The 17,111-nt window shown below is 70.2% G+C and carries 16 protein-coding genes and 1 pseudogene; 8 read left to right on the plus strand and 9 right to left on the minus strand.

Annotation, left to right across the window (positions count from 1 at the left end):
* Positions 1–3 precede the first annotated feature (3 nt).
* The 4 genes from tgmA to AB0H21_RS04745 all read right to left on the minus strand — a co-directional run bounded on the left by tgmA (position 4) and on the right by AB0H21_RS04745 (position 1,962).
* Entirely contained in the window at positions 4–264 is a 261-nt protein-coding gene (gene tgmA / locus AB0H21_RS04730; RefSeq protein ID WP_358511728.1) for a putative ATP-grasp-modified RiPP, read from the minus strand.
* 87 nt (positions 265–351) lie between these two features.
* Positions 352–1,218, minus strand: coding sequence for a helix-turn-helix transcriptional regulator (locus tag AB0H21_RS04735; RefSeq protein ID WP_358511731.1), 867 nt, complete (start codon positions 1,216–1,218; stop codon positions 352–354).
* An 8-nt stretch (positions 1,219–1,226) separates the two neighbouring features.
* Complete coding sequence (locus AB0H21_RS04740; RefSeq protein WP_358511733.1) at positions 1,227–1,745, minus strand: DUF6879 family protein; 519 nt, start codon at positions 1,743–1,745, stop codon at positions 1,227–1,229.
* Entirely contained in the window at positions 1,717–1,962 is a 246-nt protein-coding gene (locus tag AB0H21_RS04745; RefSeq protein ID WP_358511736.1) for a hypothetical protein, read from the minus strand. Before AB0H21_RS04745 ends, AB0H21_RS04740 begins: the two co-directional genes overlap by 29 nt.
* A gap of 230 nt (positions 1,963–2,192) precedes the next feature.
* Between AB0H21_RS04745 and AB0H21_RS04750 the strand changes: the two genes are divergently transcribed.
* Complete coding sequence (locus tag AB0H21_RS04750; RefSeq protein WP_358511739.1) at positions 2,193–2,855, plus strand: pentapeptide repeat-containing protein; 663 nt, start codon at positions 2,193–2,195, stop codon at positions 2,853–2,855.
* 109 nt (positions 2,856–2,964) lie between these two features.
* Here AB0H21_RS04750 and AB0H21_RS04755 read toward each other — a convergent pair whose 3' ends face one another.
* The gene (locus AB0H21_RS04755; RefSeq protein WP_358511742.1) at positions 2,965–4,317 is read right to left on the minus strand and encodes a helix-turn-helix transcriptional regulator; all 1,353 of its coding nucleotides are present in this window, start codon (positions 4,315–4,317) and stop codon (positions 2,965–2,967) included.
* 173 nt (positions 4,318–4,490) lie between these two features.
* Here AB0H21_RS04755 and AB0H21_RS04760 point away from each other — a divergent pair, with 173 nt between their 5' ends.
* A complete protein-coding gene (locus AB0H21_RS04760; protein WP_358511745.1) occupies positions 4,491–5,435 on the plus strand; it encodes a MerR family transcriptional regulator in 945 nt (314 codons plus the stop codon).
* A gap of 69 nt (positions 5,436–5,504) precedes the next feature.
* Here AB0H21_RS04760 and AB0H21_RS04765 read toward each other — a convergent pair whose 3' ends face one another.
* Positions 5,505–6,530 (minus strand): DUF695 domain-containing protein, encoded by a 1,026-nt coding sequence (locus AB0H21_RS04765; RefSeq protein ID WP_358511748.1) that lies wholly within the window; start codon positions 6,528–6,530, stop codon positions 5,505–5,507.
* A gap of 110 nt (positions 6,531–6,640) precedes the next feature.
* Between AB0H21_RS04765 and mnmA the strand changes: the two genes are divergently transcribed.
* The gene (mnmA, locus tag AB0H21_RS04770) at positions 6,641–7,711 is read left to right on the plus strand and encodes a tRNA 2-thiouridine(34) synthase MnmA (RefSeq protein ID WP_358511751.1); all 1,071 of its coding nucleotides are present in this window, start codon (positions 6,641–6,643) and stop codon (positions 7,709–7,711) included.
* 29 nt (positions 7,712–7,740) lie between these two features.
* Here the strand turns inward: mnmA and AB0H21_RS04775 are convergent, their stop codons facing one another.
* On the minus strand, positions 7,741–8,376 hold the full coding sequence (locus tag AB0H21_RS04775; RefSeq protein WP_358511754.1) for an MBL fold metallo-hydrolase: 636 nt from the start codon (positions 8,374–8,376) through the stop codon (positions 7,741–7,743).
* Positions 8,373–8,693, minus strand: a pseudogene (locus tag AB0H21_RS04780) (ATP-binding cassette domain-containing protein); the annotation flags it as partial. The pseudogene AB0H21_RS04780 and the gene AB0H21_RS04775, both read right to left, overlap by 4 nt.
* Before the next feature lie 92 nt (positions 8,694–8,785).
* Between AB0H21_RS04780 and AB0H21_RS04785 the strand changes: the two are divergent.
* The 3 genes from AB0H21_RS04785 to ligA all read left to right on the plus strand — a co-directional run bounded on the left by AB0H21_RS04785 (position 8,786) and on the right by ligA (position 12,924).
* Positions 8,786–9,790, plus strand: a complete 1,005-nt coding sequence (locus AB0H21_RS04785) for a methionine synthase (RefSeq protein WP_358511757.1) — start codon at positions 8,786–8,788, stop codon at positions 9,788–9,790.
* A gap of 131 nt (positions 9,791–9,921) precedes the next feature.
* Entirely contained in the window at positions 9,922–10,398 is a 477-nt protein-coding gene (locus AB0H21_RS04790; protein WP_358511760.1) for a hypothetical protein, read from the plus strand.
* 237 nt (positions 10,399–10,635) lie between these two features.
* Positions 10,636–12,924: an NAD-dependent DNA ligase LigA gene (gene ligA, locus AB0H21_RS04795; protein ID WP_358511763.1), complete on the plus strand. Its 2,289-nt coding sequence runs from the start codon at positions 10,636–10,638 to the stop codon at positions 12,922–12,924.
* A 50-nt stretch (positions 12,925–12,974) separates the two neighbouring features.
* Here ligA and AB0H21_RS04800 read toward each other — a convergent pair whose 3' ends face one another.
* Positions 12,975–13,931, minus strand: a complete 957-nt coding sequence (locus AB0H21_RS04800; RefSeq protein ID WP_358511766.1) for an SDR family NAD(P)-dependent oxidoreductase — start codon at positions 13,929–13,931, stop codon at positions 12,975–12,977.
* 189 nt (positions 13,932–14,120) lie between these two features.
* Between AB0H21_RS04800 and AB0H21_RS04805 the strand changes: the two genes are divergently transcribed.
* Entirely contained in the window at positions 14,121–14,705 is a 585-nt protein-coding gene (locus AB0H21_RS04805) for a TetR family transcriptional regulator (RefSeq protein ID WP_358511769.1), read from the plus strand.
* A gap of 284 nt (positions 14,706–14,989) precedes the next feature.
* Positions 14,990–17,059 (plus strand): EAL domain-containing protein, encoded by a 2,070-nt coding sequence (locus AB0H21_RS04810; protein ID WP_358511772.1) that lies wholly within the window; start codon positions 14,990–14,992, stop codon positions 17,057–17,059.
* Positions 17,060–17,111: the final 52 nt, after the last annotated feature.

Here is a 17,111-nt window from a genome sequence, read left to right on the forward strand (position 1 = left end):
CCGTTAGTCATTTTCCCTGTCGTTGTCGGAGTCATCGGCAACGTTGGGCGCGTCCTTGCCGCCGTCATGCGGCTTGGACATGCTGACCGTCTGGTACCGGCGCACGCTCGGCTCCTTCTTGGCGTCGATGATCTCGCCGTGCTCGTCGAAGAACACCGATAGCTGCGTTTCGGGGTCCACTTCCACCAGTTCGTAGAGCGGAGCCCCAACGTGGACCCTGGTTGCTCGGCTCAAGCCCCACGGCTGGATCTTCAGGTTTCCCATCGCATCTTCCCCTCGTCGCGTGCCGTCACGGTGCGACGGTAGAGACGGCTGACGCGTCCGCTCTACGAGTGTGCGGAAACTTGCGAATCAGTGGAGCCGTTCGATCGCGGCTGTGATCAGCGCACGGGCAGGCGCGCCGTACACGGCCGTCTCTGCCAGCCGGGCGAACCCCTTGACGTACAGCTCCACCTCGTGTGGCGCTGTGATCGTGAGGGACGCCGAGAGGAGTTCCACGAAGACACGGTCGTCGTCGAAGATGTTGAACGCTTCGCAGGTCCACATCCGGCGCGGCGCGGTGCGGGGGATCACACCGAGCGAGACAGAAGGCAGGGCCATAAGGGCCAGCAGGTGCCCGAGCTGGCCTGCCATCACCTCAGCGTCCGCGATCGGGTAGTACAGGACGGAATCCTCCACGAGGACCGCGAATCGGCGGTTCCCCTCGAACAGCACGCGCGAGCGCTCCATACGCGCGGCTACGGCGCCGTCGATGTCGGTAGACCCGTCAGCGGTGCCGTGGAATGCACCGAAGGCGGTCAACATCGCACGGGCATAGCCGGGTGTCTGCAGAAGCCCGGGGATCACGTTGGAGCAGTAGACGCGAAAGTGCCGAGTTGCCTGGTAGAGCGGGATACCGGATTGCTGAATATGACGTAGCCCCGCCCGATGGCGGCGGCGCCACTCGACATACATGGAGTTGGCCGTCCGTGCCGTCGCGATCAGGTCGGCTACCTGATCCTCTTGCCCACAGGCCGTACACCAGGCTCGTATATCGGAGTCCGAAGGGGCCTTGTGCCCGTGTTCGATCCGCGACGTTTTCGACTCGTGCCAGCCCGCAGCCGCTGCGACGGCGCGGGCTGTCAGGCCGGCGTCCAGACGCATCTCGCGAAGTCGGTTTGCGAGGTCTTGTCGCGCTTGGCGAGCACTGGCGTAGGGTGTCGGCAGCGAACTGGACATGGCGTGGATCAGGTGAGCCGGTACTCCGCGTGGTCGATCGCCCGTTCCCAGACGGCATCGAACGCTGAGTGGCACAGCCGGATCACTGCAGGATCATCCGTCAGCTCATCCCCCAGGTAGTCACCTGCGCCGGAGAAGTAGCCGAACCGAACCAAGTGGTCGTCGAAGACCCAGAAGTCGTTGCCCGGCAGCGCCAAGTCGGATGCTTGCCGCCGGGGAAGCCAGCGCAGTTGCTCGCCGGCGGGGATATTGACCGCGTCTCCGAGGTCGTATTCATGCCGGATGAAGTCGGTTACGGGCTCAGACACGATGCGTGCGCGGAGCACTGGAACCCCCCGGCTGACGGTCGAGCGCACGAGGTGCATCCACTGTTGCCAGCGGTCCTCTGAGGGGTCGATCTTGCCGTCCGACTTCCAGCGAAGGAACTGGGCGTCATCGGGGGTGTAACTGTCTCGCATCTCCAGATGCACGGCGGATCGGCGGCATCCGGCGAGCAGGTCAGCGAACGTCATCGACTGCTTGGGCACTGCATGCCTCCAACAGGATGTCTCTCATGCGGGCGGGGATGCGAACGATCCTCTCGTGTTCCAGGATCGCGCTGCGCGCGGCGATCTCCGCTCGCTCCTCTGGGTCTACGACCTCCCACCCCTGGATCACGAAGGAGCCGTCCCGCTCGTCGATCCAGACAGAGGGGCAGTTCGCATCGCCGGTGTTGGGATCGATGCCGACGAACCGTAGCGCCATGCTGGCCTCCCGTGGCCTTGAGTATGCGACTACTTGCGACTTTACCGAGCCTGACCGTAGGTCTCGGGGTAGTCAAGCCCGCAGGGCCTGCAGCCCCGCTTCGGCTCAATCCGCTGGGTTCGACAACAAGCTGAGCTGGGACAACTGGAGCAAGTACAGATGACTGTCCTGGGCGCGTTGACACCGGCCCATGACGGGACCAAGCATCTCCCCTTGGAAGGCAGAAAAAAATGGATACACACACCGTACGCGAGACGAGCGTTACGCTGCCCGATCTGGACGACGCGGACCTGGACGAGGTCGATTCGCTGGAGGGCGAGCATGGCAAGCTGCGCGATTTCCGATACGCCGACGCCAGCCTGCGCGAGCTGGCCCTGTCGGGGATCCAGCTTATGGACGGGCGCGTCAGCGGTCTCACTACCCAGCGTGCCCGCCTGGATGACGTAAGTCTGCACTCAGTGGAGTTCTCCGGCTGTGACCTGTCCGGCCTCCGCTGGGTGGACAGCAAGCTCTCTCGCGTCACCTTCACGGACTGCAAGCTGCTCGGCGCTGTGTGGGAAAACGTCACGCTCGGTGACGTGGTCTTCGAGCGGTGCAAGCTGGACTACACGGCCTTCACCCGCCTCCGCGCCATAGGCTCGGTGATCTTCATCGGCTGTTCGTTGCAGGAAGCGCGGTTCGTCGGTTCTGACCTGAGCGGTGTGGCCTTCGATGGCTGTGACCTGCACCTGACGGAGTTCGACGGTGGAACCTATCGCGGCTGCGACCTGCGGGGCAACGACCTGTCCGGCGTTCGCGGAGTGAGCACACTCAAGAAGATCATCATTGATCGACCACAGCTCCAGGGCCTTGCTCAGGCGCTCGCGGCCGATCTGGAGATCAGCGTCGGTTAAGACATCAACCGGCTTGCGGAGGCATGGGCTTACGACTGCTGTTCGACCAGTTCAGCGACATCCAGGGACGTATAGAGATCGGGAACGTCAGGCAGGGTGAATCCGGACTTCAGGTGTTTTGCGGAGGTGCGGCGGCCAGGAGCTTGCGGAACTCGATGACGGAAGGACGGGTCTGCTGGTCGCGGGGGACGGCGCGGAGTACCAGCTTGGTGGTTTCGACTATGTGACGAACGCCTCGATAGGCGGGGGGAAGCGCGTCGATGGTCGCCGCCGCATGTCGTAGGCCCTCCTCGACACCGCCTCGGGTGACTGTGCACAGTGCGCTGTGAAGCTGGACGTTGATGGGGTACACGTCGCTTCGTGCGAGCTTCAACACGATTTCCCGGGCGGTGTCTGCGGCGGCCTCCTGGCCTGCAGCGGCGTACACCCAGCTTTCGGCGAAGTGGATCTGATCTGGTTTCCAGAAGCCGTACCGGTCCGCGGTGACGCCCTGCTCCGCGGTCTTGTGCAAGGTGGCCAGCATCCTGAGCGCCTCGTCATGCCTGCCGAGCATCGACAGAGCTTTGACCTCGGTGATCAGCAGGTCGACGGTGGGTTGGCCGGCGAGCTGCTGGGTGCTGTGCACCATACGCAATACCGTTTCTGGGTCGCGCTGGCCGTAGAGGCCATGGCCGGCCTCCTCGCCTCGGACCAGGAGCCGGAGCGCCAGGTCGCCGGAGGCATCGGCCGCCTGTCGTGCGCTGTACCACCAGCGGATGGCCGCGCCGTGATCTCCCAGCCGGGTCAGCGCATTGGCGTAGATGGAAGCGAGGACGGCGGTGATGCGCTGGAGCTCTGTCACCTCGGCCGGTGTGGAGACCTGGACCTGGCCACGGACCGCCATCAGGTCGATGGACAGGTCGGCGGCGACCTGAGCGGGAGGGCGGGTGCGCAAGGCGTGAAGATGGTCGGCGCAGGCGAGTTCCCACTCGGCGAGGTCTCGGTGGGGGTGGTCGAAGGTGTGATCGAGGAGTTGGCGGAAGGGTTCGCTGGAGAGGCCGAGGGTCCCGAGAGTGCCGAGTCCGGCGAGGAACTGGAGGGCGGCCCGACGTTCCATGTCGTCGTCTCCAATGCCGTATGGGGGATTTTCCGCGTATCTACCCGCGCGCAGTCGTTCTGATTCGGTGGCGGCGTTGAGCCGGACCAGCACGTCGTACAGCGCGGTGAGGATGCCCTGACCGCCGTACACCTGGTCGAGGCGGCTGATCATGTCCGGTGGGGGTGTGCGTTCGCCGCGTTCCCATTTCGCCAGGTTGGAGAAGTCGGTGTACATCTGCGTGGCCGCCTGGCGCAGGCCGAGATTGGGCCTGGCATCACGGCAGCGGCGCATGACCGCGCCGAACAGGTGCCACGCCGAGGTGTGCGGGTCGATCGGGTTCGCGGTCATGGCGGCCCCCTCGCGCTCGTGCTCGGGTACGGCCACGCGCGATCCGTACCGCTGTTGTCCTGACGCCAGCTTCGATCACTCTCGATGATTGCACCGCTACTGCTGGTGATGTGCGGAAATTGGGGAGTCCGTGTCGCGAATTGCGAGGTCGGAGGCGTCGGTGGCGGTGAAGTGTCCAGTTACTGGAGACTCAGTGGGATGATCGAGGCATGGCCCGCGAGACCTACACCATCGGTGAGCTGTCCAGGCTGTCTGGGCTGCCTGTCAAGACCATCCGGTTCTACTCCGACGCCGGGGTGCTGCCCGAGCGCGAGCGCACGTCCGCCGGGTACCGCCTGTACGGCGAGGCCGACGTCGCGCGGCTCGAACTCGTTCGCACGTTGCGCGAGATCGGCGTGGGCCTCGCGACCATCCGCTCTCTCGGCGACCGCGACCTGCGCCAGGTGCTCGACCTGCACCTGCGCACGGTCGAGACGCAGCTCAGGAACCTGCAACGCACCCGGGCGGTCCTGCGGGCGACGTTGGAGCGGGGCGACCCCACGGAGGAGGACCTGCGCAGGCTCAACGCCCTCGGCCGCATCGGCGCGGCCGAGCGCGAGGCCCTGATGGACTCGTTCGTGGCGGAGGTCGGCGGCGGCAACATCGCCCGTGAGCGGTGGCTGGAATGCCTGCGCGAGGCGATGATCCCCGAGCTGCCCGCCGAGCCCGCGATCGAGCAGCTCGACGCCTGGCTGGAGCTGGTCGAGCTGCTCTCGGACGACGACTACCGCGCCTCTCTGCGCCGCCAGAGCGACGAGTTCTGGGACCGGCGCGAGAAGGCCGGGAAGCTCGACGCGGCGGGCTGGGACGAGGCGAACGCGGCCGTCGCCGAGCTGGTCCAGCGGGCGATCGACGCGGGGGTAGAGCCGGGAACCTCCGAGGCCGGCCCGGTCCTGGGCCGGGCGGTGGCGCTGCTCGCGACGGTGCACAGCGCCGAGGACGGTCCCGAGTTCCGCCGCGCGCTGGCCCGCGGGTACGAGGAGCACGACCCGCGCGCCGAGCGCCACTGGGAGCTGGTGGCGACAGTCACCGGCACGCCCTGGCCCCCGCCGCAGACCATCGTCCACCGCTGGATAGCCAGGGCTCTCGGCGTGCGCGCCCGGTCCGTGTCCTGAGGGTCCCGAGGTTCCTGAGGCCGGTCACCAGCCTGAACAGGGCAGGTCTGGTCTCGACGGGGGAGCCGGTCAGCTCAGGAACGGGGAGATCACGAGCCAGCCGGGGTCGAGGGCGACGTCGACCGACCCCGCGCCCTCGGTCCATTGCGCGGTGAGCTCCTCTGCCACGGCCACCGCATCCCCGTCCGGGTCGGCGTAGACGTGCAGCACCCGGGCGCCGTCGCTGCTCATGTGGACGGCCAGCACCGCCGAGTCGCCGAGTCGCGCGACCAGCCGTTCCTCGAACGCGCGCAGCGCCTCGGGGGAGTCCCCGGCGGGCAGGCCCTCTTCATCCGCGTTCGCGTACGGCAGCGTGATGCCGACGCGCAGGTCGAAGAGCGGGTGGTCGACCGAGCGCAGGGGGTGGCGCGCGGCGGCGATCAGGCGCGTCCCGTCGGCAGTCTCTCCCGTCAGGAGCACCCACTGCTCCACCGCGTACTCGGAGGCGACGTCGGCGACGACGGCGGGCAGGTGGACGGCGGCCACGGCGTCGATGGGCTGGAAGGTCGCGGCGGTGATGTCGCCGACCCAGCGGGCGACCTCGTCCTCGCCGATCAGCCGGTCGAGGGCGAGGAGGGTGGCGTCGGTGCGGGTGTCGTCATCCAGGTCAGGAAAAATCGGGTGATAGGCGGAGATGTCGATGCGGGGAGTCCCCTGCGGCACGCGCAGCCCCAGCACCAGCTTGTCCAGCCCGAACTCCCGCCCGTTCACCTTCGTCACGTGGCCCTCGGGATCCGCGACGGCCTGCCGGGACGGGTGGAACTCCCACGTCCCGTCGGAGGGCGGCGCGGCCAGCGCCCAGCGGTGGGCGAGCGGCCGCAGCTCGGGGTCGCCCGCCGAGGACACCACCAGGGACCGCCGGGCCGACCTGCCCGGCGTGACCTCCACGACCAGCTCCGGGTGCACGGCGGCGGCCGCCACGGCGACCAGCTCGGCGGCCCCGTCGAGGTCTCCCGCGTCCGCGCGGGCGTCGACCTCGGGGCGGGCCCGCGCCCACCATTCCCAGAAGCCGGGGATCGCGTCCTGCGGCTCGTCCGTCCGCCCGAACTCTCGCATGGCCCTGGATCCTCCCAGGTGCCGCCGCCGAACGCCAACGCGGTAGATGATCTCGTCACCCGCCGGGGATACCCCGAGGGGGTCGCCGGGGGGGTAATCTCGGGAGTGTTATGAGTCTTCGTGTGCTTGCCGCCATGTCGGGCGGCGTCGACTCCGCGGTGGCGGCCGCCCGCATCGCCGAGGCCGGCCATGACGTCACGGGCGTGCACCTCGCGCTGTCGTCCAATCCGCAGTCCTACCGCACCGGCGCCCGGGGCTGCTGCACGCTGGAGGACTCCCGCGACGCGCGCCGCGCCGCCGACGTGATCGGCATCCCGTTCTACGTCTGGGACATGGCCGAGCGCTTCCACCGCGACGTCGTCGAGGACTTCGTCAGCGAGTACGCCGCCGGCCGCACCCCGAACCCCTGCCTGCGCTGCAACGAGAAGATCAAGTTCGAGGCCGTGCTCGACCGCGCGCTGGCCCTCGGCTTCGACGCCGTCGCCACCGGCCACCACGCCCGCCTTGAGGACGGTGTGCTGCGCAGGAGCGTCGACGCCGGCAAGGACCAGTCGTACGTCCTCGGCGTGCTCACGCGCGAGCAGCTCTCCCACGCGATCTTCCCGCTGGGCGGCTCCACCAAGGCCGAGGTCCGCGAGGAGGCCGCCGCCCGGGGCCTCGCCGTGGCCGACAAGCCCGACAGCCACGACATCTGCTTCATCGCCGACGGCGACACGCGCGGGTTCCTCGCCGAGCGGCTCGGCTCCGAGCGCGGCCCGATCGTCGACGAGTCCGGCGCCGTCCTCGGCACCCACGCCGGGGCGTACGGCTACACCGTCGGCCAGCGCAAGGGCCTCCACCTCGACCGCCCGACCTCCGACGGCCGCCCGAGGTACGTTCTGTCGATCGAGCCGGTGTCCAACACGGTGACGGTGGGCCCGCGCGAGTCGCTGGCGGTGAGCTCGATCGTCGCCGAGCGCCCCGTCTTCAACGGCCCCATCACCGAGCCGCACGAGCCGCTGACCTGCCAGGTCCAGTTGCGCGCGCATGGCGAGGTGTACGGCTGCCGCGTTCAGCTCTCCGGCGGCGTGCTGCACATCGCGCTCGACACGCCCGCGACGGGGGTGGCGGCGGGCCAGGCGGCCGTCCTCTACAGCGGGGACGTCGTCCTCGGCTCCGCCACCATCACCGCGTCCTCCTGAGGTCCTCCTGAGGCCCTGTCACCAGGTGGTCAGCCCTCGATGACGAAGCTCTCGCCGGGCTTCAGACGGCGGAAGTCGCCGCCCTGCTGCTTGGCGCTGAGGCCGAGCAGCCCGTCCACCAGCCCGAGCCCCACGTCGTTGTACAGGCCGTCGTGGATCGAGAAGGCCCGTCGGGGGTTCACCGCCTTGAGGTAGTCGAGCATCTCGGCGGCCTTCATCCACGGCCCTCCCGTCGGGGTGAGCAGGGTGCCCACCGGGGCGCCGGGCACGGTGAACGAGTCGCCGGGGTGGAAGACCTCCCCGTCGATCAGGAACCCGATGTTCTGCACCGGCGGCATCTCCGGCCAGACCTTGGCGTGCTGCTGGCCGGCCACGCCGATCTCGAAGCCGGCCGCGGTGAACGAGTCGCCCTCGCCCACGATGTTGACCTTCGCGCTCAGGCCTTCCAACTGGGCCGCGACCGCCGCGCAGGTCCAGATCTGAACCCCGGAGCCCAGGCCGCCGAGGCGCTTGACCTCCAGGTGGTCGAAATGCTCATGCGTGATGAGGATGGCGTCGGCCCCTTCGAGGGCGGACTCCTCGGTGAGGCCGCCCGGGTCGATGACCAGGGTGGCGCCGTCCTTCTCCAGGCGCACGCACGCGTGGCCGTGTTTGGTGAGCTTCATGTTCCCATCATCGCGCGCGTGGGATTCCGCCGTCCCGCGAGCGCCGCGTACTCGCCGCCGAGCGCAACGAGCCGGTCGTGGTCGCCGCGCTCGGCGATCCGGCCGTCGCGCAGGACGAGGATCAGATCGGCGTCCCTGATCGTGCTCAGCCGATGGGCGATGACGATCCGCGTCTGGAGCAGGCCCGACAGGCCGGCCTCGATCGCGGCCTCGGTGGCGGTGTCCAGGTGGCTGGTCGCCTCGTCCAGGACGAGCACGCGCGGCCCGGCCGGCAGGGCGCGGGCCAGGGCGAGCCGCTGCCGCTGCCCCCCGGACAGGCCGTCGGCTTGGAGGACGCTGCACGGCCGCTTGTCCCGCGCATGTCGCCCCGCGCGCGGCGGGCGTGTGGAAGTCCCTAAGCTTGCGGCCTGTGAGCGAGTTTCCGTGGACCACGGCGAGCGCGACCGGGGTGGGCTCCCACCCGGGCACCGACCATCTGGAGACGCTGCGGGTGGTGTTCGGCGAGGTGCCCGACCTGCCGTACCTGCCGGAGCTGCCCGCCCGGGGCGTCGGCGCCGACATGATCGGCAGGACCGCGTCGCTGCTCGTGGAGCTGCCGGTGGAGGTGCGGCCGTCCGGCTGGCGCTTCACCGACCGGCCGGGACGCGACCTGCGCCGCGCCCGTGAGCATCTCGCCCGCGACCTGGACGGGCTTGAGGAGGTCGCGCAGGGGTACGAGGGGCCGCTCAAGATCCAGGTGTGCGGGCCGTGGACGCTCGCCGCCACGATCGAGCTGCGCCACGGCGACCGCACGCTCGCCGACCCGGGCGCCGTGCGCGACCTGGCCGACTCGCTGGCCGAGGGCCTGGCCGCCCACGTCGCCGCCGTGCGGGCCCGCGTGCCCGGCGCCCAGGTGCTCGTGCAGCTCGACGAGCCCGGCCTGCCCGGCGCGCTCGCGGGCACCGTGCCGACGGCGTCCGGCTTCGGACGGCTCGCCGCCGTCGAGGCCCCGGTCGCCGCCGAACGGCTCCGCGCCGTCGTGCCGTCCGACGCCTTCACGCTCGTGCACTGCTGCGCGCCGGATGTGCCCTTCGGCGTGCTGCGGGAGGCCGGCGTGGGCGGTGTCTCGCTGGACGCGGGCCTGCTGCGGCGCCGCGACGAGGACGCGATCGGCGAGGCGATCGAGCGGGGGACCGCGCTGTTCCTCGGCGTCGTGCCGGGCACGGACGCCCGGCTCCAGGACATCGGCGTCGTCGCCAAGCCCGCCGTCGATCTGTGGAACCGGCTGAGCTTCGCGCCGTCGCGGCTGGCCGAGCAGGTCGTGCTCACTCCGTCGTGCGGGCTGGCGGGGGCCTCGCCCGCGTACGCCAGGAGCGCGCTGGCCAAGTGCCGCGAGGCGGTCCGCGTGCTACGCGAGGACCCCGAAGAAGAGTAAGAGGCACGCGCCCCGAACCGCCGTGCCGGAGGCGCGGCCATGAGCACTGCAAGCCCGCGCAAAGTCCGCTGCAAGCGCTGGGGTCTATCTCTAGGTGTGTTGAAAGACGCACCAGATCGGGAGAGAAAGTCATGCGTAGCGGTCTTCGTGTACTGCTCGGGCTCACCACCGCCGCCGCCCTCGGGCTCGCCGCCCTGCCCGCCGCCGCCTCGGCAGCGTCCACAGCGTCCACGGGCGCCACGGGTTCCGCTGGAGCGGCCGTGATAGCGCCCTTCGAGACCTGGTACTGGGGCCCGACCCGGTCTACGGACTCCAAGGGCTGGGCGAGCGGCAAGATCACGTCGTCCGACTCGGGACTGCGGATCACCGGCAACCTGTACGACGGGGGCGGCGCCCGTACGTGCTCCTGGCTGAAGATCAAGTGGCTGTCGGACCGGGGCAAGTGGCACACGGCGACGTTCAAGAACTGCTCGCAGTCGACGCCGCGCTCGTTCCGGGTGAACGCCGGCTACATGGTGACCTCCTCGTCCAAGGTATGCCGGGGCACCTCCACTCGGATCACCGGCAAGTGCTCGCAGTGGGAGGGCGTCTGGTCGCAGGGCGGCTGACCGACCCGAAATATCGGCAAAAGTCGGATTAAACGGGCTTTACCGGTGATGACGGCTGTCAAGGCGATCCAGGGTCCCCTGAACCCCGGATCGCCTGTTGCCGTCCCGATGCCTCCCGTGCGGAAATGTCGGTGCCGAATGGCATGGTGGGGGTAACGATTCCCCAGGTAGTGCGCCGATGCGGGGGCATGTTGCCCGTAGCGTTCTCCTTGGGTCGGATGAACGAGGGGAGACGGCATGACTGCCGAGGTGGAAGGCGACCCGGTGGCCGCGCGGGGGCGCCACGCCGAGCTGGCCGAGCTGGCCGAGGAGGCCAACTGGCGTTACTACGTGCTCGACGCGCCCACCGTGAGCGACGCCGAGTACGACACCTGGATGCGGGAGCTGCGCGCGCTCGAGGAGGCGCACCCCAGCCTCAAGACGCCCGACTCGCCGACGCAGAAGGTCGGCGCCCCGATCTCCAGCGACTTCACCCCCGTCCAGCACCTCCGAAGGCTGGAGAGCCTCGACAACGCGTTCAACGACGCCGACCTCGCCGCCTGGCAGGCCAGGGCCGAGCGGCTGCTCGAACGTGACCCCCCGCCCTACCTGTGCGAGCTGAAGATCGACGGCCTGGCCATCGCCCTGGTGTACGAGAAGGGCAAGCTGGTCAGGGGTGCCACGCGCGGCGACGGGCGCGTCGGCGACGACGTCACCGCCAACGTCCGCACGATCGCCAACATCCCCCACAAGCTGGAGGGCGACGACGTCCCCGACGTTCTCGAGGTGCGCGGCGAGATCTACCTGACCGTCGACGGTTTCGTGAAGCTGAACGAACAGCTCGTCGCGGCCGGCAAGCCGCCGTTCGCCAACCCTCGCAACTCCGCCGCCGGGTCGCTGCGCCAGAAGGACCCGCGGATCACCGCCCAGCGTGACCTGAAGATGATCTGCCACGGCGTCGGCCTGTGGGAGGGCGGCACCCCGCCGCCCGCCACCCAGTCGGGCGTCTACGAGCGGCTGCGCGCGTTCGGCCTGCCCGTCAGCGACCTGTTCCAGGTCGTCGGCAGCCTGACGGAGATCGGCGAGTTCATCGAGAACTACCGCCGGCACCGCCACGACACCGAGTACGAGATCGACGGCGTCGTCGTCAAGCTCGACCGCATCGAGCTCCAGCGGCAGCTCGGCTCGACCTCACGCGCGCCCCGGTGGGCCATCGCCTTCAAGTACCCGCCGGAGGAGGTCAACACCAAGCTGCTCGACATCCACGTCGGCGTCGGCCGCACCGGGCGCGTGACGCCGTACGGCGTGATGAAGCCCGTCGTCGTCGCCGGGTCCACGGTCGAGCGGGCCACCCTGCACAACGCCTCCGAGGTCGAGCGCAAGGGCGTCCTCATCGGCGATACCGTGGTGCTGCGCAAGGCGGGCGACGTCATCCCCGAGATCGTCGGGCCGGTGGCCGCGCTGCGCGACGGGAGCGAGCGCGAGTTCGTCATGCCCACCACGTGCCCCGAGTGCGGCACGGAGCTGCGGCGGATGAAGGAGGCGGACGTCGACATCCGCTGCCCCAACGCCCGCTCGTGCCCCGCGCAGCTTCGTGAGCGCATCTTCTTCGCGGCCGGGCGGGGGGCCTTCGACGTCGAGGGCCTCGGCTACGTCGCCGCGACCGCGCTGACGGCCCCGCTGCCGCCCGAGGAGCCGCCGGTGCGCACCGAGGCGGACCTGTTCGACCTGACCATCGAGCGGCTGCTGCCGATCAGATCCGTGGTCCGCGACCCGGACACCGGCCTGCCGAAGACCGACCCGGAGACCGGCGAGCCGAAGGTCGTCTCGTTCTTCGCCAACCTGAACGGCGAGCCCAGCAAGAACGCCGAGCACATGATGGCGCAGCTCGAAGAGAAGAAGTCGCAGCCGCTGTGGCGGGTGCTCGTCGCGCTGTCGATCCGCCACGTCGGGCCGACGGCGGCCCAGGCACTGGCGTCGGCGTTCCTGTCCTTGGACCGCATCTTCGGCGCCTCGGAGGAAGAGCTGGCCGTCGTCGAGGGCGTCGGCCCGACGATCGCCGCGTCCATCCGCGAGTGGTACGCCGAAGACTGGCACCGCGAGATCGTCGAGCGGTGGCGCGCGGCGGGCGTCCGCATGGAGGACGAGCCCCCGACCGGCGTGGGCCCCCAGGTCCTGGCGGGCCTGACCCTCGTGGTCACCGGCACCCTGGAGGGCTTCACCCGCGACGAGGCCGGCGAGGCGATCCAAGGCCGGGGCGGCAAGGTGACCGGCTCGGTGTCCAAGAAGACGAGCTTCCTGGTCGCGGGCGAGAATGCGGGGTCGAAGTACGACAAGGCGCTCAAGCTCAACGTCCCCATCCTGGACGAGGAGGGCTTCCGCACCCTGCTGGACCACGGCCCCGACGCCGTGGTGCCAGTGAACGCCGCCGAGGCCCCGGACGCCCCGGACACCGCTGTTTCCGGGAAGACCGCAGACCCCGGGGAAACGCCGGACTCCGGGAAGACCGGGGACGAAGTGCCCGCCGGAGCCGAGGCTCCCGCGTAACCCTGAGGGGCGTCGTATCGGAAGCCCCGGTGTCCGGCGGGCGTCGGGGTTCAGGCGGCGAGGGCCTCGGTGGTCACCTGCCACAGGCGGGCGGCGGCCTCGGGGTCCAGGGCGTACGCCGCGACGCCCCTGCGGCTGAGGCCGCCCGGTTCTCTGACCTCGGCCTCCGCGCAGTCCTCGAAGTAACGGCCGCCGATGCCTTCCAGCAGCGGCGACGTCGCGACCAGCACGGACGTGGCCGCGCCCTGCTCGGGGGTCTTCCAGGACATCTGTTCCCCGCTCGCCGCGGCCGCGGCGAGCAGGCGCTCCAGATCCTCCTCGGAGACGTAGCGCTGCAGGCGGGTGCGGATGCCGCCGGGCATCAGCGCGTTGACGGTGATGCCGTCGTCCGCCCACCGCTTGGTGCCCTCGACCGCGAACAGGACGTTCGCCGTCTTGGACTGCCCGTACGCGCTCCACGGTTCGTAGGCGCGCTCGCGGAAGTGGATGTCCTCAAAGACGACGGGCGAGCGCAGGTGCGCGCTGGAACTGACCGAGACGACGCGGGCGCCCCCGGCCGCCGCGAGCGCCCGGTGCAGGCCGTTGGCCAGCGCGAAGTGGCCGTAGTGGTTGGTCGCGAACTGGAGTTCCCAGCCCTCGGGTGTGCGGGTCTCGGGCGCGGCCATGACGCCGGCGTTGTTGACGAGGATGTGCAGCGGGCCTTCCCAGCCGGAGGCGAACGCCGCGACGGACGCCTGGTCGGCGAGGTCGAGGCGCGCGACGAGCACCTGCTTGTTGCCGGTGGTCGCGACGATGTCCTCGGCGGTGCGCTCGCCGGCGGCGGTGTCCCGTACGGCCAGGGTGACCTCGGCGTCGGCCCCGGCGAGCGCGCGGGCGGTCTCGACGCCGATGCCGGACGCCCCGCCGGTCACGATGACGCGGCGGCCGGTGAGGTCGATGCCCTCGACGACCTCGGCGGCGGTGGACTCGGCGTTGAACGGTGTGGTGATGCGTGCGGTCGCGGCCATGGTTGTCCCGTCTACCTCTCGATGGGTAAAGGAGGTCCCGGTACCATTTAATCGGAGGAACCTCCACTACGCTTCGACTCTATGCGGAGTTTCCTCCGGTTAGCAAATCGCTCGCGGGCCAGGGAGTCCGGCCCCGTCGCCGGCATCGGCGACTACGATTTGCCTCACGCAATACCCAGGAGGACCACCGTGCAGCCCAGCGGCGCCCGACCACTGCGCGCCGACGCCCGGCGCAACCGCGACCGCCTCCTGGAGGTCGCCGTGCGCGCGTTCTCGCAGGACGGCCCGGACGTGACGCTCGACGCGATCGCGAAGGAAGCGGGCGTCGGCATCGGCACGCTGTACCGCCACTTCCCCACCCGTGAGGCGCTGGTCGAGGCCGCGTACCGCAACGAGCTCGCCCGGCTGTGCGACGCCGTCCCCGGACTGCTGGAGACCCTGCCCCCCGACCGGGCCGCGCGCGCCTGGATGGACCACTTCGTCGACTACATGACCACCAAGCGGGGCATGACGAACGCGCTGCGCGCCGTGATCGCCTCCGGCGGCGACCCGTTCTCCGAGAGCCGCCAGCGCCTGGTCGCCGCGATGACCGCGCTGCTCCGGGCGGGGGCCGAGGCGGGCGTCATGCGCGCCGACGTCCTTCCCGGTGACGTGCTGGCCAGCCTGAGCGGCATCTCCCTCGTCGCAGGCGATCCCGCCCAGCGCGAGCAGGCGGGCCGCATGCTCGACCTCCTCATGGACGCCCTCCGCCACAACACCCCCCGCGGCGACTGACCCGCATCCCTTAGGCCTTCCGTCCTGCGGCCACGTCTGGCCAATGCGGGCCGTGTCGCGGTCGTGCCGGTGAACACGGGTGACGGTGAAGGCGGGGCTGTTCTGCCAGGGCTTCCCCCTCTCGGGGGGTGCGGACGGTGGGGGTTTGAGGGGATTTGGGCGGCGTTGCGAGGCGGGAAAGGGGGCGGCGGAAATCTCCGGTGACGGAACGTGCGCAAGCGGTTTCGCGAAGTGGCCCAGAGGCCGTACCCTCCCATAGTGACCTCTTGGGGGTTTACTTGCCTATGACGGACCCATCCGACACGCGCGACACCGCACCGCGGCCGTTCTCTCCGCTCTGGACGTACCTGGCCGGGGTCGTGACCACCGGTTTCGCGGCGCTGGTTGTCGCCGAAGTCCGGCTCGGCCTCGAGGAGCTGTCCGAGCTGGGGCGCACCTCGCTGTTCTGGGTGCTGGTGGTGCTGGTCGTGCTCGGAGAGCTCCGGCCGATCGTGGTGTCCATCTCGCGCCTGGCGGGAGGGACCGCGACCTCGACGCTGTTCACCTTCGCGATACTGCTCTACCACGGCCTGTCGGTGGCCGTGCTGATCCACGGGCTGGCACTGGTGGTCAGCGGGCTGTCCTACCGCAGGGCCTGGCACCGCGTGGCGTTCAACGTCGCGCAGGTCACGCTGGCCTCGACGGCCGCCGCGGTCGTCCTCGGCCTGTTCGGGCACCACCCGCGCCCGGCCTTCCCCTGGGTGCCGGAGGGCACCGACATGATCGCGGTCGGGCTGGCGGCGCTGGCCTACTTCGTCATGCGGGGCCTGCTCGTGTGCGGGGCCGTCGCGCTGCACGAGCGCCGGTCGCTGACGCGCGTGCTGCGGACGACGATCGGCCACCAGAGCCTCGTCTACGCCGCGCTCCTCGGCCTCGCGCCGCTGGTCGTGGTCGTGATGAGCCGCTCGCCCGCGCTGGTCCCCCTGTTCGTGGCCCCGCTGGCCACCATGTACTTCACCGCCTCCATGTCGGTGCGCCGCGACCACCAGGCCATGCACGACGGCCTGACGTCCCTGCCCAACCGCAAGCTGCTGATCCTCCGGACGGAGGAGGCGCTGTCGGAGTCCCGCGGCGACGCGCGGGTCGGCCTGCTCCTGCTGGACCTCGACCGGTTCAAGGAGGTCAACGACACCCTCGGGCACCCCGTGGGGGACCGGCTGCTGCAGATCGTCGCCCACCGCCTGACCCACAGCGTGCGGCCCGGCGACGTGGTGGCGCGGCTCGGCGGCGACGAGTTCGCCGTGCTCCTGCCGACGGTGCGGGACGCGGCCGCCGCCCGCGAGGTGGCGGCGCGGCTACGGGCCGCCCTGACCCAGCCCGTGCGGCTGGAGGGGATGACCTTCGACATGGACGCGTCGGTGGGCATCGCGCTGTACCCTGACCACGCGCCGGACTTCGAGCTGCTCCTGCAGCGGTCGGACGTCGCGATGTACTTCGCCAAGGAGGGCCGCAGCGGCGTCGAGGTGTACGTGGCCGAGCGGGACCGCAACTCGCCCGAGCGGCTGAACCTCCTCGGCGACCTGCGCCGGGCCATCGGCGGCAGCGATCTTCGGCTGCACTACCAGCCGAAGGTGAGCCTGGCCACAGGTACGGTCGAGGGGGCCGAGGCCCTGCTGCGGTGGTGGCACCCCGAGCGCGGCCGGATCTCGCCGGCCGACTTCATCCCGCTGGCCGAGCAGTCCTACCTGATGCACCAGATCACCGCGCACGTGATCGACGCGGCGCTGGAGCAGGCGGCCGAATGGTGGCACTCCGGGCTGGAGGTGCCGATCTCGATCAACGTCTCGGCCCGCGACCTGCTGGACTCGGCGCTGCCGGAGACGCTGGAGGCCGGGCTCGACCGTCTCGGGCTTCCGCCGCGCGCGATCCAGCTGGAGGTCACCGAGCGCATCCTGATGACCGACCAGGCCTACACCTCCGACTCGGTGCACGCGCTGGTCCAGCTCGGGATCCCGCTGTCCCTGGACGACTTCGGCACCGGCTACTCCTCGCTGGTCCGGCTTCAGCGCCTCCAGGTGTCCGAGGTGAAGATCGACGGCTCGTTCGTGCAGCGACTCGGTAAGTCCGTGGACGACGAGCGCATCGTCCGTTCGATCGTCGACCTGGTGCGCTCGCTCGGGCTGCGATCGGTGGCCGAGGGTGTGGAGTCGGAGGAGGTCGCGCGTATCCTGCGGGAGATGGGGTGCGACGCCGCCCAGGGCTGGCGGTTCGCCGAGCCGATGCCCGCCGACGACATGACGGCCTGGCTGCGGGCACGCATGGACGCGGCCCCGTCGTACGACCGCTACGGCTCGGCCGAGTTCACGGCCCGCTAGCCTCGGGTTCTCCGGGCGGACAACGGCCCGGGGCGGGCGCGCGTCCCCGGGT

Origin of the sequence: Sphaerisporangium sp. NPDC051011, assembly GCF_040653595.1 — a bacterium.
Taxonomy (GTDB): domain Bacteria; phylum Actinomycetota; class Actinomycetes; order Streptosporangiales; family Streptosporangiaceae; genus Sphaerisporangium.